We start from the raw sequence: 17,384 nt of genomic DNA, 5'->3' as shown, positions 1-17,384 counted from the left end.
GCGGAGTCTAGAGAGAATCGCGGGCGCGGTGGACCCGGGATAGGGGGATCTAGGGGTGGGTGAAACGGCGCGCTGCCGTAGGTTGCCATTCAATTAGCGGAGAAAAATGGAGCGTGCGGCCATGCGCGATTCTCGCGGGACCGGTTCGGTCGGCGATCACCTGGCACAGCGGCGGGCCGGTCTGGCCGGATCGCTGCGCGACCTGCCGGTGCCCGAGCAGGTGCGCCGGCTGCGGAGCCTGGTGACCGGGCAACTGCTGCCGATCCTGCGGACGATCCGCCCGGCCGAGGAGATCGTGGTGGCCGGCGCCACCCCGTTCCGCGAGCAGGGTCTCGACTCGCTGGGCCTGGTCGACCTGCACGCCCGGCTGAACGCCGCCACCGGGCTGGCGCTGCCGGTCACCGTGGGTTTCGACCACCCGACCCCGGATGCGCTCGCCGCGTATCTGCGGGCCGAGCTCCTCGGTCTGGCCGAGAGCGGCGCCGAGGTGGTGGCCGCGGCCCGGGCCAGCGACGAGCCGATCGCGATCGTCGGCATCGGCTGCCACTTCCCGGGCGGCGCCGACTCGCCCGAGCAACTGTGGCGGCTGGTCGCCGACGAGGAGCACGTGCACATGCCGTTCCCCGCCGACCGCGGCTGGGATCTGGACAACCTCTTCGACGACGACCCGGAGCGGGCCGGCACCACCTACGTGCGACACGGCGCCTTCCTCACCGGCGCGGCCGGCTTCGACGCCGCGTTCTTCGGGATCGGCCCGCGCGAGGCCGCCGCGATGGACCCGCAGCAGCGGCTCGTCCTGGAGACCACCTGGGAGGCGCTGGAGCGGGCCGGGATCGATCCGGGCACCCTGCGCGGTGGCCGGACCGGCGTCTTCATCGGAGCCGAACCGCAGGAGTACGCGGTACGCCTGCACGAGGCGCCCGACGGCCTCGACGCTTACCTGCTGACCGGCAACACCACCAGTGTCCTGTCCGGCCGGGTCGCCTACCTGCTCGGCCTGGAGGGACCGGCGCTCACCGTCGACACCGCGTGCTCCGGCGCCCTGGTCGCGCTGCACCTGGCCGCCGAGTCGCTGCGCCGCGGCGAGTCCGCCCTGGCGGTGGCCGGCGGCGTGGCGGTGATCGGCGCCCCCGGGGTGTTCACCGCGTTCAGCCGGCAGCGCGGGCTGGCCCCGGACGGGATCGCCAAGCCGTTCGCCGCGGCCGCCGACGGCACCTCGTTCGCCGAGGGCGCCGGCCTGTTCGTGCTGGAGCGGCTGGACGACGCCCGCCGCAACGGGCACCCGGTGCTGGCCGTGCTGGCCGGCACCGCGATCAACAACGACGGGGCCAGCAACGGCCTGACCGCGCCCAGTGGCGCCGCCCAGCGGCAGGTGATCCGGCAGGCGCTGGCCAACGCCGGGCTCACCGCCGACCAGGTGGACGCGGTGGACGCGCACGGCACCGGCACCACGCTGGGTGACCCGATCGAGGCGCGGGCGCTGATCGCCGCGTACGGCCCGGGCCGGGACGCGGACCACCCGCTCTGGCTGGGCTCGGTGAAGTCGAACATCGGGCACACCCAGGCGGCCGGCGGCGCCGCCGCGCTGATCAAGATGATCATGGCGATGCGTCACGACCTGCTGCCCCGCACCCTGCACGTCGACGCGCCCACCCCGAACGTGGACTGGTCGGCGGGGACGGTCCGGCTGCTCACCGAGGCGACACCCTGGCCGCGGCGGGACCGCCCGCGCCGGGCCGGCGTCTCCGGCTTCGGGATCAGCGGCACCAACGCGCACGTCATCATCGAGGAACCGGCCGCCGTCCCGGAGCCGGAGCGGCCCGCCGCGCCGGTCCCGCCGGTGCTGCCGATCGCCCTCGCGGCGCGCGGCGACGCGGCCCGCCGGGCACAGGCCGAGCGTCTGCTCACGGTGCTGGACGACGACGCCGCACCGGACCTGACCGACCTGGCCCGCGCGCTGCTCACCGGCCGCGCCGCCCTGCCGCAGCGGGCCGTCGTGGTCGCCGCCGACGCCGGCGAGGCCCGGCGTGGCCTGCGCGCGATCGCCGCCGGTGAGCCGGACCCGGCGGTGGTCACCGGCGTGGCCCGGGACGCCCGGCTCGCCTACCTGTTCACCGGGCAGGGCGCTCAGCGGTTCGGAGCCGGGCGCGAGCTGTACGCCGCGTACCCGGTATTCGCGGCCGCGCTCCAGGACGCCGTCGCCCACCTCGACCTGCACCTGGCCGTGCCGCTCGGCGAAGTCCTGTTCGGCGCCTCCGCCGACCTGCTGGACCGCACCGAGTACGCCCAGCCCGCCCTGTTCGCGATCGGGACGGCCCTGTTCCGGCTGCTGGAGTCGTGGGGCCTGCGCCCGGACTTCCTGGCCGGCCACTCGATCGGCGAGCTGACCGCGGCGCACCTGGCCGGCGTGCTGTCGCTGGCCGACGCGGCCGCCCTGGTCGCCGCCCGCGGCCGGCTGATGCAGCAACTGCCGGCCGGCGGCGCGATGGTCGCCGTGCAGGCCACCGAGGACGAGGCCGGCCCGCTGCGCGACGCCGATCTGGACCTGGCCGCGATCAACGGGCCCGAGCAGATCGTGCTCTCCGGCACCCGGGACGCGGCCGAGGCGGCCGCCGCCCGGTTCGCCGCGCTCGGCCGCCGTACCCGCTTCCTGGACGTCAGCCACGCCTTCCACTCGCCGCTGATGGAGCCGATGCTGGAGGAGTTCGGCCGGCTCGCCGCGGTGCTCGACTACCGCCCGCCGGCGATCCCGGTGATCTCCGGGGTCACCGGGCGCCCGGCCACCACCGAGGAGCTCACCGACCCCGGCTACTGGGTGCGGCACGTGCGGGCCGCGGTCCGCTTCCACGACAGCCTGACCTGGCTGCTCGACGAGAACGTCGGCACCTTCCTGGAGCTCGGCCCGGACCCGGTGCTGTCCGCGCTGGGCCGTGCGGCGGTCACCGACCGGGCGAACGCCCCGGTCTTCGCCGGCACGCTGCGCCGGGACCGCGACGAGGCCCGCGAGGTGGCCACCGCGGCCGCGACCGCGCACGTCCGCGGCGCCCGGCTGGACGGCACCGGGCTGTTCGGTGCGCCCGCCACGGCCGTGCCGCTGCCTACCTATCCCTTCCAGCACCAGCACTTCTGGCTGCACGGCGCGCAGACCGGCCGGGTCGACGCCCCGGGCCTCGGCCAGATCGCGGCCCGGCACCCGTTCCTCGGCGCGGTCGTCCCGATGGCCGGCGCCGGTGCGACCGTGCTGACCGGACGGCTCGCCCTGGCCGAACACCCCTGGCTCGCCGACCACGTGGTGGCCGGCGCCAATCTGCTGCCCGGCACCGCCTTCCTGGAGCTGGCGCTGCGCGCCGCCGAACAGGTCGGCTGCGCCGCGGTCGAGGAACTCACCCTGGCCGCGCCGCTGGTGCTGCCGGCGACCGGGGGCGTGGCCCTGCAGGTCGTCGCCGGCGCCCCGGACGCGACCGGCCGGCGCACCGTCGAGCTGCACTCCCGGGCCGGCGGCGAGCACGACGAGTGGACGCTGCACGCGACCGGCCGGCTCGGCGACGCCCCGGCCGCGGGCGACGGCCTCGGGGTCTGGCCGCCGGCCGGCGCCACCGCGGTGGACGTCGGCGGCTTCTACGCCGACCTGGCCGGGCAGGGCTACGGTTACGGGCCGGCCTTCCAGGGCCTGCGCGGCGTGTGGCGGCGCGGTGACGAGGTCTTCGCCGAGGTGACGCTGCCCGAGCCGGTGCGCGCCGGCGCCGCCGGGTTCGGGCTGCACCCGGCCCTGCTCGACGCGGTCCTGCAGGCCACCGACCACGCCACCCCACCCGCCGATCCGGGCGTGGTGCGGGTGCCGTTCGCCTGGACCGGGGTCACGCTCAGCAATCCGGGCGCGGCGGCCGTGCGCGTCCGGATCACCGCGACCGGCCCGGACACCGTGGCGCTGACGCTCGCCGACGCCGGGGGAGTGCCGGTGGCGACGATCGAGTCGTACGCGGTGCGCCCGCTCACCGCGCTGCCCGCGGCGCGGGCCGGCGCGCTGTACCGGGTCGGCTGGCGTCCGCTGCCGGTGCCGGCCGGGCTGCCGGCCGCCGCGCCGGTGCTGGCCGGTGTCACGTCCGCACCCGGCGACGCCCCGACGGCGGCCCGCGCCACCACCGCGGCCGCCCTGGGCCGGCTGCGCGACTGGCTGGCTGACGACCGTACCGCCGCAAGCCTGTTGGTCGTGACCACCCGCGGCGCGCAAGCGGTCGACGGACCGGCCGATCCGGTGCAGGCGCCGGTCTGGGGCCTGGTCCGCGCCGCCCAGGCCGAACACCCGGGCCGCTTCCTGCTCGCCGACCTCGACGACGACCCCCGCTCGGCGGACGCGCTCGCCGCCGCCGTCGCCGCGGCCGTGGCCGCCGGTGAACCGGAGATCGCGCTGCGCGGCGGCGAGACCCTCGTCCCGCGGCTGGCCGCGGTGCCCGCCGCGGTGCCCGGATCGGCGACCAGCTACGACACCGGCACCGTGCTGATCACCGGCGGCACCGGCGGAGCCGGCGCCCGGGTCGCGGTCCACCTGGCCGCCCACCGCGGCGCCCGGCGTCTGCTGCTGGCCGGCCGCCGCGGCCCGGACACCCCGGGCATCGACGCGCTGGTCGCCGAACTCGCCGCGCTCGGCGCCGAGACCACCGTGGCGGCCTGCGACGTCACCGACCGCGCCGCCCTGGCCGCGCTGCTCGACACCATCCCGGCCGAGCACCCGCTGACCGCCGTCGTGCACGCGGCCGGTGTCCTCGACGACGCCACCATCACCGGGCTGACCCCGGAGCGGCTGGACGCCGTCTTCGCGGTCAAGGCCGACGCCGCCTGGCACCTGCACGAGCTGACCGCCGGCCGGGATCTCACCGCGTTCGTGCTGTTCTCCTCGACCGCGACCCTGCTGGACGCCCCCGGCCAGGGCAACTACGCCGCCGCCAACCACTTCCTGGACGCGCTGGCCGGGCAGCGACATGCCGCCGGACTGCCGGCCACCGCGCTCGCCTGGGGACTCTGGAGCGATGCCGGCGGGATGGGCGCCGGGCTCGACGAGGCCGCGCTGCGCCGGATCGAACGGTCCGGCCTCGCCCCGCTGACCGCCGCCGCCAGCCTCGCCCTGCTCGACCGGGCGGTCGACGGCGAGGATCCGGCGGTGGTCCCGGTCCGGCTGGACGCCACCGCGGCGGGCCGCCGCCCGGACGGCGTCCCGGCGCTGCTGCGCGACCTGGTCCGCACCCCGGCCGCCCGGCGCGTCGCCCCGGCCGGGGCGGCCCGGCCGCTCGCCGCCGAGCTCGCCGCGCTGGACCCGGCGGCCCGCGCCGAGGCGCTGCTCACCCTGGTCCGGGCGCAGGCCGCCGCGGTGCTCGGGCACGACGACGCCGGGCAGGTCGACGAGGACCGGGCGTTCAGCGAGATCGGCTTCGACTCGCTGGCCGCCGTGGAACTGCGCAACCGGCTGGCCGACCTGACCGGCCTGCGCCTGCCGGCCACGCTGACCTTCGACTATCCGACCTCGGTCGCGCTCGCCGGCCACCTGGCCACCGCACTCGGCGAGGCGGCCGGCGCACCGGTCCCTGCGCCGTCCGCCGGCCCGGCGCCGACCGACGAGCCGATCGCGATCATCGGCATGGCGTGCCGCTATCCCGGCGACGTCAACTCCCCGGAACAGCTGTGGGACCTGGTGCTGCGCGGCGGGGACGCGATCTCCACGTTCCCCGAGGACCGCGGCTGGGACCCGGACACCTACGACCCGGCGCCCGGGGTGCCCGGGCGCAGCTACTCCAACGAGGGCGGCTTCCTGCGCGACGCCGCCGAGTTCGACGCCGGCTTCTTCGGGATCAGCCCGCGCGAGGCCCAGGCGATGGACCCGCAGCAGCGGCTGCTGCTCGAGGTGGCCTGGGAGACCTTCGAACGCTCCGGAGTGGACCCGGCGAGCGTGCGCGGCACCGGGACCGGTGTGTACGCCGGCGTCATGTACCACGACTGGGGCCTGCGACTCGGCACGCTGCCCGAGGAGCTCGCCGCGTACCACGGCAACGGGAGCCTGGCCAGCATCGCGACCGGGCGGATCGCGTACACCTTCGGCCTGGAGGGCCCGGCCGTCACGGTCGACACCGCCTGCTCGTCGTCGCTGGTCGCGATCCACCTGGCGGCCCAGGCGCTGCGCCGGGGCGAGATCGGGCTGGCGCTGGCCGGCGGTGTCACGGTGATGTCCACCCCGGACACCTTCGTCGACATGAGCCGGCAGGGCGGCCTCTCCTCGGACGGCCGGTGCCGGTCGTTCGGCGCCGGCGCGGACGGGGTCGGCTGGGGTGAGGGCGCGGGCCTGCTGCTGCTCGAACGGCTCTCCGACGCCCGCCGCAACGGCCACCGGGTGCTCGCACTCGTGCGCGGCTCGGCGATCAACCAGGACGGCGCCAGCAACGGCATGACCGCCCCGAACGGCCCGTCCCAGCAGCGGGTGATCCGGCAGGCGCTCGGCGCGGCCGGGTTGACCACGGCCGACGTGGACGTGATCGAGGGACACGGGACCGGCACCCGGCTCGGCGACCCGATCGAGGCCGAGGCGCTGCTCGCCACGTACGGCCGGGACCGGCCGGACGATCGGCCGGTCCGGCTGGGCTCGGTGAAGTCGAACATCGGGCACGCGCAGGCGGCCGCCGGCGTGGCCGGGGTGATCAAGATGGTCCTCGCGATGCGGCACGAACTGCTGCCCCGCACCCTGCACGTGGACGAGGCGTCGCCGCAGGTGGCCTGGGACTCCGGCGCGGTCGAGCTGCTCACCAGCGAACAGGCCTGGCCCCGGTCGGCGCGCCCGCGCCGGGCCGGTGTCTCCTCGTTCGGGATCAGTGGCACCAACGCCCACCTGATCCTTGAGGAGCCACCCGCGGCCGGACCCGTCCCGCCGGTCGGTGACCTGCCGCTACCCCTGCTGCTGTCCGGCCGGTCGGCCGCCGCCGTGCGCGAGCAGGCCGCCCTGCTGGACACCTACCTGCGGGAACGCCCGGACAGCGACCTGACGGCGGCCGCCCTGGCGCTGGCGACGACCCGGGCCGCACTGCCGTTCCGGGCGAGTGCCGCGGACCCCCGCGACCTGGCCGCGCCGGTGGTGACCGAGGCCGGGCCCGGCCGGACCGCCTTCGTCTTCTCCGGGCAGGGGGCGCAGCGGCTCGGGATGGGTCGTGGGTTGTATGCGGCGTTTCCGGTGTTCGCGGCCGCGTTCGATGCGGCGTTGACCGATCCGGGTCTGCGGGGGGTGATGTGGGGTGACGATGTCGAGGCGTTGAATGCGACGGGTGTGGCGCAGCCGGCGCTGTTCGCTTTCGAGGTGGCGCTGTTCCGGCTGGTGGAGTCGTGGGGTGTGCGGGCCGATTTCGTGGCCGGGCATTCGGTGGGTGAGCTGGCCGCGGCGCATGTGGCCGGGGTGTTGTCGCTGGATGACGCGCGGCGTCTGGTCGCTGCGCGGGCGGGTCTGATGCAGGCCCTGCCGCCGGGCGGGGTGATGGTCGCCGTGCAGGCCGCCGAGTCGGTGGTCCGGCCGCTGCTGGTCGAGGGCGCCGACGTCGCCGCGGTGAACGCGGCCGGCTCGGTGGTGCTGTCCGGCGAACCCGCGGCGGTCGACGTGGTGCTGGCCGGCCTGCCCGGGGTGAAGACCTCCCGGCTGCGGGTGTCGCACGCGTTCCACTCGTCGCTGATGGACCCGATGCTTGCCGAGTTCGCCGAGGTCGCCGCCGGAATCGACCACGGTGTGGCGCGGATCCCGGTGGTGTCGACGCTGACCGGTGCGGTGGCCGACTTCGACGCCGATCACTGGGTGCGCCAGGTGCGGCAGGCGGTGCGGTTCGCCGACGCCGTGCAGCACCTGGAAGCCGCCGGCGTGACGCGGTTCGTCGAGATCGGGCCGGATGCCGCGCTCACCCCGCTGATCGACGCGACCGGCATCGCGACCCAGCGCCGCGACCGGGACGAGGTGACCGAGCTGCTCGCCGCGACCGGCCGGGCCTGGACCCACGGCGTGCGCGTCGACTGGACCGCGGTGCGCCCGGCGCCGGTCGCCGCGCTGCCGCACGATCTGCCGACCTACGCGTTCCAGCGGCGCCGCTACTGGCTCGACGTCACCCCCGCCGGTGACGTCGGCGCGGCCGGGCTCGACCCGGTCGAGCACCCGATGCTGGCCGCCGCGGTCGTCTCTGCCGCCGACGGCGGGCTGGTGCTCACCGGCCGGCTCAGCGCGGCCGGCCCCGGCTGGCTCGCCGACCATGACGTCCTGGGCCGGGTCCTGCTGCCCGGCACCGGCTTCGTCGAGTTGGCGCTGCGCGCCGCCGACCAGGTGGGCGGCGCGGGCGTCGAGGAGCTCACCATCGAGGCGCCGCTGACCCTGCCGGCCCGCGGCGGCGTGGCCGTCCAGGTGGTGGTCGGCCCGGCCTCCGGCGCCGGGATCCGCACGGTGGCCGTGCACTCCCGCGCCGAGGCCGGCGCGCCCTGGCAGCGGCACGCCACCGGCACCCTCACCGCCGTCGCGGCCGAGCCGGACTTCGACCTGATGGCCTGGCCGCCGGCCGGCGCCGCCCCGATCGAGGTGACCGGCGCGTACGAGCGGCTGCGCGACCGTGGCTACGCGTACGGCCCGGCGTTCCGCGGCCTGCGCGCCGCCTGGCGGCACGGCGACGAGGTGTACGCCGAGGTCGCCCTCCCGGAGAGCGCCCACGCCGACGGCCGTCGCTTCGGCCTGCACCCCGCCCTGCTCGACGCCGCCATGCACGCCGACCTGCTCGGCGACGACCCGGACGCGCCGACCCTGATGCCGTTCGCCTGGACCGGTGTCACCCTGCACGCCACCGGGGCCACCGCGCTGCGGGTCCGGATCCGCCGGGTGCGCGGCGACGAGGTGTCCGCGATGTGGATCGCCGACGACACCGGCCGCCCGGTGGCCACCGTCGGCACCCTGGTCTCCCGACCGGTCTCGGCCGCCCAGCTGCGCGGGTCCACCGCGGCCGGCGACGCGATGTTCCGGATCGGCTGGCAGGCCCGCCCGGTCACCCCGGACGGCCGGGTGCTGCCCGAGGCCGGCGCCGCGGCGCCCGGCCCGCTGGTGGCGCTCACCCTGCGGGCCTCCGGGGCGGATGTCCCGGCCACCGTCCGTGCCGTCACCGGCGACCTGCTCGACCGGCTGCGCGCCTGGCTCGACGACGACGCGACCGCCGGTTCCCGCCTCGTGGTGGTCACCGACCGGGCGGCCGCCGTGCGGGACGGTGACGACGCCGACCCGCGCACCGCCCCCGTCTGGGGTCTGGTCCGGGCCGCGCAGGCCGAACACCCCGGCCGGCTTCAGCTGATCGACACCGACGGCACGCCGGAATCGGACGCCGTCCTGGCGGCCGCCGCCGCGACCGGTGAGCCGGAACTCGCCGTCCGGGCCGGTCAGGTGCTGATCCCGCGGTTCGAGCCGGCGCCCGGCGGCGACCGGGAGATCCCGTGGCCGACCGGCGGCACCGTACTGGTCACCGGCGGCACCGGCGGGCTCGGCGCCCTGCTGGCCCGGCACCTGGTCACCGAGCACGGCGTGCGGCACCTGCTGCTCACCAGCCGACGCGGGCCGGACGCGCCGGGGGCCGCCGCCCTGGCCGACGAGCTGCGCGCCGCGGGCGCCGAGGTCACCGTCGTCGCCGGCGACGTCGCCCGCCGGGACGACGTGGCCGCGATGATCGCCGCGGTGCCGGCCGACCGGCCGCTGCGCGCCGTGCTGCACGCCGCCGGTGCGGTCGCCGGCGGCACCCTCGCCGCGCTCACCGGCGAGCACCTGGACACGGTGCTGGCACCCAAGGTGGACGGCGCCTGGCACCTGCACGACCTGACCCGGGACCGGCAGCTCGACGCGTTCGTGCTGATCTCCTCGGCCGGCGGGTCGGTGCTGGCGGCCGGGCAGGGCGACTACGCCGCGGCGAACGTCTTCCTGGACGCGCTGGCCGCGCACCGCCGGGCCGCCGGACTGCCGGCCACCTCGCTCGCCTACGGCATGTGGGCGGTCGACACCGGGCTCGGCGGCGCGCTGGGCCGGGCCGACCTGGAGCGGATGCGCCGGCTCGGCCTACCCGCCCTGGAACCCGCCGCGGCCCTCGAACTGTTCGACGCGGCGGTCCGCCAGGACAGCCCGGCCGTGCTGCTCACCCGGGTGGACCGGACCGCGCTGGGCGCCCGCACCGACGAGCTCCCGGCCCTGCTGCGCCGGCTCGCGCCCCCGGCCCGGCGCCGTGCCCCGGCCGCGACCGAACCGACCGCGTTCACCGACCGGCTGGCCGGGCTGGCCGAGGCGGACCTGCTGCGCACCCTGATCGACCTGGTGCGTGGTCAGGTCGCCACGGTCCTCGGGCACGAGGGTGCCGCGGCGGTCGCCCCCGACCGGGCGTTCCGCGAGCTCGGCTTCGACTCGCTGGCCGCGGTGGAGCTGCGCAACGCGCTGAGCGCCACCACGGGTCTGCGGCTGGCCGCCACCCTGGTCTTCGACCATCCGACGCCGCGGGCGGTCGCCACCGAGCTGGCCACCATGATCGGCGGCCGGCCGGCGGCCGAGCCGGCGGCGCCGGAGCGCCCGGCCACCGTGCGCCCGGCCGACGACCCGATCGCCATCGTCGGGATCAGCTGCCGGTTCCCCGGCGGGGTGCGCTCGGCCGAGGACCTGTGGCGGCTGGTCGCCGCCGGGGAGGACGCGATCGGCCCGTTCCCGGCCGACCGCGGCTGGGCCGGGGACAGCATCTACGACCCCGAGCCGGGGGTACCGGGCAAGACGTACACCCGGGCCGGTGGTTTCCTCTACGACGCCGCCTACTTCGACCCGGAGTTCTTCGGCATCATGCCGCGTGAGGCGCTGGCCATGGACCCGCAGCAGCGCCTGCTGCTGGAGGGCGCCTGGGAGGCGTTCGAGCGGGCCGGCATCGACCCGGCCGGGATGCGCGGCAGCCGCACCGGCGTCTACGCCGGCGTGATGTACCACGACTACGCCAGCCGGCTCCCCGAGATCCCCGCCGAGCTGACCGGATACGTCGGCAACGGCAGCGCCGCGAGCATCGCCTCCGGCCGGGTCGCCTACACCCTCGGCCTGGAGGGCCCGGCCGTCACGGTCGACACCGCCTGCTCGTCGTCGCTGGTGGCGATCCACCTGGCGGCCCAGGCGCTGCGCAACGGCGAGGTCGCCATGGCGCTGGCCGGCGGTGTCACGGTGATGTCCGCGCCGGAGATCTTCGTCGAGTTCAGCGAGCAGCGCGGCCTGGCCGCCGACGGCCGGTGCAAGGCGTTCGCGGCCGCCGCGGACGGCACCGCCTGGGCCGAGGGGCTCGGCATGCTGCTGCTGGAGCGGCTCTCCGACGCCCGCCGCAACGACCACCCGGTGCTCGCCGTGATCCGTGGCTCGGCGATCAACCAGGACGGCGCCTCGAACGGGCTGACCGCCCCGAACGGACCGTCCCAGCAGCGGGTGATCCGGGCCGCGCTGGACGCCGCCGGGCTCGCCCCGGCCGAGGTGGACGCGGTCGAGGGGCATGGCACCGGCACCCGGCTCGGCGACCCGATCGAGGCGCAGGCGCTGCTGGCCACCTATGGCCGGGACCGGACGGACGAGGACCCGCTCTGGCTCGGCTCGGTCAAGTCGAACATCGGGCACGCCCAGGCCGCGGCCGGGGTGAGCGGCCTGATCAAGATGGTGATGGCGCTGCGCCACGAGCAGCTGCCCCGCACGCTGCACGTGGATCAGCCGTCCCCGCAGGTGGACTGGACGGCCGGGGCGGTCCGGCTGCTCACCGAGCCGGTCGCGTGGCAACGCGGTGGGCGCCCGCGCCGGGCCGGCATCTCCTCGTTCGGGCTCAGCGGCACCAACGCCCACCTGATCCTGGAGGAGGCCCCGGCCGAGCCGGTGACCACACCGGTGCGCGTTCCCGGCCCGGTGCTGCTGCCGATCTCGGCCCGCACCGCGGCGGCCCTGCCCGACCAGGCCGGTGCGCTCCGCGCCCACCTGGCCGAGCAGCCGGACGCGGACCTGGGCGACGTCGCGTACTCGCTGGCCACCGGCCGTGCCGCGCTCGGCCACCGGGCCGTGGTGCTGGCCGCCGACCGGGATGCGGCCCTGGCCGGGCTGGCCGAGGTGGAGCCGGTGACCGCCGGCGACGGGCTGACCGCCTTCGTCTTCTCCGGGCAGGGGGCGCAGCGGCTCGGGATGGGTCGTGGGTTGTATGCGGCGTTTCCGGTGTTCGCGGCTGCGTTCGATGCGGCGTTGACCGATCCGGGTCTGCGGGGGGTGATGTGGGGTGACGATGTCGAGGCGTTGAATGCGACGGGTGTGGCGCAGCCGGCGCTGTTCGCTTTCGAGGTGGCGCTGTTCCGGCTGGTGGAGTCGTGGGGTGTGCGGGCCGATTTCGTGGCCGGGCATTCGGTGGGTGAGCTGGCCGCGGCGCATGTGGCCGGGGTGTTGTCGCTGGATGACGCGCGGCGTCTGGTCGCTGCGCGGGCGGGTTTGATGCAGGCCCTGCCGCCGGGCGGGGCGATGGTCGCCCTGCCGGTGCCCCTGGACCGGGTCGAGCCGCTGCTCACCGCGGGGGTGGACATCGCCGCGGTGAACGGTCCGGCCTCGGTGGTGATCTCCGGCGCCGAGGACGAGGTGCTGACGATCGCCGCCGCCTTCCCGAGCGCGCGCCGGCTGCGGGTGTCGCACGCGTTCCACTCGTCGCTGATGGACCCGATGCTCGCCGACTTCGCCGAGGTCGCCGCCGGAATCGACCACGGTGCGGCGCGGATCCCGGTGGTGTCGACGCTGACCGGTGCGGTGGCCGACTTCGACGCCGATCACTGGGTGCGCCAGGTGCGGCAGGCGGTGCGGTTCGCCGACGCCGTGCAGCACCTGGAAGCCGCCGGCGTGACGCGGTTCGTCGAGATCGGGCCGGATGCCGCGCTCACCCCGCTGATCGACGCGACCGGCATCGCGACCCAGCGCCGCGACCGGGACGAGGTGACCGAGCTGCTCGCCGCGACCGGCCGGGCCTGGACCCACGGCGTGCCGGTCGACTGGGCCGCGCTCACCCCGGCCGGCCGGACGGTCGACCTGCCCACGTACGCCTTCCAGCGCCGCCGCTACTGGCTGGAGGCGCCCCCGTCGCGTCCCGGCGACCCGGCCGGACTGGGCCAGCACGACGCCGCCCACCCGATGCTCGGCGCGGTCGTGGTCGCCGCCGAATCCGGCACGGTCACCCTGACCGGCCGGCTGTCGGTGCCCACCCACCCGTGGATCGGCGACCACTCGGTGCTCGGCACCGTGCTGCTGGCCGGCACCAGCTACGTCGAACTGGCGCTGCGGGCCGCCGCCGAGGTCGGCTGCGACGTGGTCGAGGAGCTGACCATCGAGGCCATGATGACGCTGCCCGACCAGGGCGGCGCCGCGGTGCAGGTCGCGGTCGGCGCCCCGGACGCGGCCGGCCGGCGCGGCTTCACCATCCACTCCCGGGCCGAGGACGCCCCGGCCGAGGTGGGTTGGACCCGGCACGTCTCCGGCTTCCTGGCCCCCGGCGCGCCGGTCGCCACCACCGCGTCGTTCGGGCTGACCGCCTGGCCGCCGCCGGGCGCCGAGCCGGTCGACATCAGCGACGTCTACGACTACCTGACCGGGCAGGGCTACCACTACGGCCCGATGTTCCGCGGCCTGCGCGCCGTCTGGCGGCAGGGCCGGGAGGTCTTCGCCGAGGTGGCCCTGCCGGACGAGGCGCGCTCCGAAGCCGGCCGGTTCGGGCTGCACCCGTCGCTGCTGGACGCCGCGCTCAGCGCCACCGACTTCCTCGACGGGCGCCGCCCGCAGGATGTCGGCGGCACCCAGCTCCCGTTCGCCTGGACCGGGGTGGCCCTGCACGCCGGCGGCGCCAACCGGCTCCGGGTCCGGATCAACTGGGTCGGCTCGGATGCCGGCGCCGGCTCCGAAGCGGTCCGGCTGCAGCTCGCCGACCCGGCCGGCCGGCCGGTGGCCACGGTCGAATCCCTGGTGGTCCGCCCGGTCACCCCGGACCGGGTGGCCGCCGCGGCCACCGCGGCCAGCGGCGCCCGCCGGCTGGACACGGTGTTCCGGGTGAACTGGACACACCTACCGCTGGGCGGGGCGAACACGGCGGTCGCCGGGCGCTGGGCGGTGCTCGGCGAGGACGTCTTCGGGCTCGGCCCGACCGTGCCGGTCTTCGCCGATCTGACCGCCCTGCGCGCCGCCGGCCGGCCGGCTCCCGAGGTGGTGCTGACCGGCACCGCGCCGGCCGGGGGAGACGTGCCCGGCGCCACCCGGGACCGGTTCGACGAGATGCTCCGGCTGTGCCAGGAGTGGAGCGCCGACCAGCGGTTCGCCCAGTCCCGGCTGATGGTGGTGACCACCGGCGCGGTCGCCGTCGACGACGAGGCCGCCGAACTCACCCAGGCCCCGGTCTGGGGGCTGGTGCGCGCCGCCGAACAGGAGAACCGGGACCGGTTCGTGCTGGTCGACGTGGACGACCCGGGGCGGGCCGCGCCGCTGCTGGCCCCCATCGCGGCGGCCGGGGAACCGGAGGCGGCGGTTCGCGGCAGCCAGGTGCGGGTGCCGCGCCTGACCCGGGCCACCGCACCGGCCACCGGTCATCCGGCGCCCTGGGATCCGGCCGGAACCGTCCTGATCACCGGCGGCACCAGCGGCCTCGGCGCAGTCCTGGCCCGGCACCTGGTCACCGCGCACGGCGTGCGGTATCTGCTGCTGCTCAGCCGGCGCGGCGCGGACACGCCGGAGGCCAAGGCGCTCAGCGCCGATCTGACCCTGCTCGGCGCCGAGGTCACCGTGGCCGCCTGCGACGTCGCCGACCGGGAGGCGCTGGCCGGGGTGCTCGCCGCGGTGCCGGCCGACCGGCCGCTGCGGGCCGTGGTGCACGCCGCCGGGGTGATGGACAACGCCATGCTCGGCTCGCTCACCGCGGACCGGGCCGGCCGGGTGCTGCGGCCCAAGGTGGACGGCTCCTGGAACCTGCACGAACTGACCGGAGACCTGGACACCTTCCTGCTCTTCTCGTCCACCTCCGGTCTGCTGATCGGGGCCGGTCAGGCGAGCTACGCGGCGGCCAACCGGTTCGCCGACGCGCTCGCCACCCACCGGCGGGCGGCCGGACTGCCGGCCACCGCGCTCGCCTTCGGGCTCTGGACCACCCCGACCGGACTGGGCGGTGGCGGATTCGACGCGGCGGCCGAGGAACAGCGGATGGCCCGGCTCGGCATGCCGGCCTTCGACACGGCCGACGGACTGGCGATGATCGACGAGGCGCTGGCGCTGGGGGAGGCGTCACTGGTGACGATGCGGGTGGACACCGGGGCGCTGGCCGCGGCGCCGGCCGCAGCCGTGCCACCACTGCTGCGGGAGCTGGCGGGCACGCCGGTGACGCGTACGCCGCAATCGTCGGTGACCGCCGTGGCGCCCGCACCGGAGGCGAGCCTGGAGCAGCGACTCTCCGCCCTGACCGGCGCGGAACGCGCCGACCTCCTGCTCGACCTGGTGGTGGCGCACGTCGCGCAGGTCCGCCACGACGAACCGGACGCGGTCGACCGGACCCGCGGCTTCACCGAACTCGGCCTGGACTCGCTGGCCGCGATCGAACTGCGCAACCGGCTCAGCACGGCGATCGGCATGCGGCTGCCCGCCACCCTGATGTTCGACTACCCGAACCCGACGGCGCTGGCCGGATTCCTGCTCGAAGAGCTGGAGCCGACCCTGGCACCGCCGCCGGCCGCGCCGGACCCCGACGCCGAACGGCTCCAGGCGGCGCTGGCCGCCCTGACCCCGGCCCGGCTGCGCGAGGCCGGACTCTTCGACCGCCTGCTCGCGCTGGCCGCGGGCGACACCGGCCCGTCGATCGAGGAGATGGACGTGGCCGACCTCGTGGCGGCCGCGATGGCGACCACCGACAACGGAGGAGAATGATGCCGACAGCCAAGGGAACCGTCGCGTTCGGCCCGCACCGCACCTGGTACCGGGTGACCGGGCAGCTCGGCGCCGGCCGCCCCGCCCTCGTCGTGCTGCACGGCGGGCCCGGGATCACCCACGACTATCTGAAGAACATCGCCGACCTGGCCGCCGACGGCTGGCCGGTGGTCCACTACGACCAGCTCGGCAACGGCGGGTCGACCCACCTGCCGGAGCGCGGCGCCGACTTCTGGACGCCCGCACTGTTCCTCGCCGAACTCGACAACCTGCTCACCGGGCTCGGGATCGCCGACGACTACGTGCTGCTCGGGCACTCCTGGGGCGGCATGCTCGGCGCCGCGCACGCCGCCACCCGCCCGGCCGGGCTGCGCGGCCTGATCGTCGCCAACTCGCCGGCGTCCTACCCGCTCTGGCTGCAGGAGATGAAGGTCCTGCGCGACCGGCTCCCGGACGGGGTGAACGACACCCTGCTGCGGCACGAGGCGGCCGGCACCGTCGACGACCCCGAATACCTGGCGGCGAGCCGGGCGTTCTACGAGCGGCACGTGTGCCGGCGGGTGCCCTGGCCCAGCGACTACATGGCCTCGTTCTACGAGCTGTACAACGACCCGACCGTGTACCGGACGATGAACGGGCCGACCGAATTCCACGTCATCGGCACGCTGCGCGACTGGTCGGTCATCGACCTGCTGCCCTCGGTCGCGGTGCCCACCCTGGTGATCAGCGGGCGGCACGACGAGGCCACCCCGGCCACCCTCCAGCCGTACCTCGACCTGGTGCCGGACGTGCGCTGGGAGCTGTTCGAGGAGTCCAGCCACACGCCGAACCTCGAGGAGCCGGACCGTTTCCGCGAGGTGCTCGGCGCCTTCCTCAGCGAGTTGACAAGGAGCCCGCGATGGCAGCAGGACTGACCGAACGGACGTCGATCGCCGGGTTCCGCGAGGCGATGGCGTCCTTCCCCAGCGGCGTCACCATCGTCACCACCACCGACCAGGACGGCCACTGGTGCGGCTTCACCGCCACCTCGTTCTGCTCGCTCTCGATGGACCCGCCGCTGGTGCTGGTCTGCCTGGCCCGCACCGCGCGCTGCCACCCCGGCTTCCGGACCGCGCGATCCTGGGTGATCCACACGCTGACGCCGGGCCAGGCCGGGCTGGCGATGCGGTTCGCGGACCGGACGGCGGACAAGTTCGGCGGCGGCGAATTCGTGGCCAACGCGCAGGGACACCCGGTGCTGCCCGGCGCCTGCGCCATCGTCGAATGCGACGCGTACTCGCAGCACGAGGCGGGCGATCACACCATCCTGATCGGACGGGTCACCGCCGCCCGGGTGCAGGCGGCCGAGCCGGCCGTCTACTTCCGGCGCGGCTTCCGCGAACTGTCCTCCTGACTCCCGGCCCCCTTGCCATCCCCCTGCACC

The 17,384-nt window shown here is 76.3% G+C and carries 3 protein-coding genes; all 3 read left to right on the top strand.

The window, feature by feature from the left end:
- The first annotated feature begins 121 nt into the window (after positions 1–121).
- The 3 genes from ACSP50_RS29900 to ACSP50_RS29890 are packed head-to-tail and all read left to right on the top strand — an operon-like array spanning position 122 to position 17,354.
- A complete protein-coding gene (locus ACSP50_RS29900; protein WP_014693034.1) occupies positions 122–15,961 on the top strand; it encodes a type I polyketide synthase in 15,840 nt (5,279 codons plus the stop codon).
- Positions 15,961–16,875 (top strand): proline iminopeptidase-family hydrolase, encoded by a 915-nt coding sequence (locus ACSP50_RS29895; protein WP_014693033.1) that lies wholly within the window; start codon positions 15,961–15,963, stop codon positions 16,873–16,875. Before ACSP50_RS29900 ends, ACSP50_RS29895 begins: the two co-directional genes overlap by 1 nt.
- Positions 16,860–17,354 carry a flavin reductase family protein gene (locus ACSP50_RS29890; RefSeq protein WP_014693032.1) on the top strand — a complete coding sequence of 165 codons (495 nt, stop codon included), beginning with the start codon at positions 16,860–16,862 and terminating at the stop codon, positions 17,352–17,354. Before ACSP50_RS29895 ends, ACSP50_RS29890 begins: the two co-directional genes overlap by 16 nt.
- Positions 17,355–17,384 lie beyond the last annotated feature (30 nt).

It is taken from the genome of Actinoplanes sp. SE50/110, from assembly GCF_900119315.1.
Lineage (GTDB): Bacteria > Actinomycetota > Actinomycetes > Mycobacteriales > Micromonosporaceae > Actinoplanes.
This window is presented reverse-complemented; position numbering and strand designations above follow the sequence as displayed.

Excerpts from the sequence above, each read along its gene's own strand:
- ACSP50_RS29900 (WP_014693034.1), top strand. The coding sequence starts at position 122 with ATGCGCGATTCTCGCGGGACCGGTTCGGTCGGCGATCACCTGGCACAG.
- ACSP50_RS29895 (WP_014693033.1), top strand. The coding sequence starts at position 15,961 with ATGCCGACAGCCAAGGGAACCGTCGCGTTCGGCCCGCACCGCACCTGG.
- ACSP50_RS29890 (WP_014693032.1), top strand. The coding sequence starts at position 16,860 with ATGGCAGCAGGACTGACCGAACGGACGTCGATCGCCGGGTTCCGCGAG.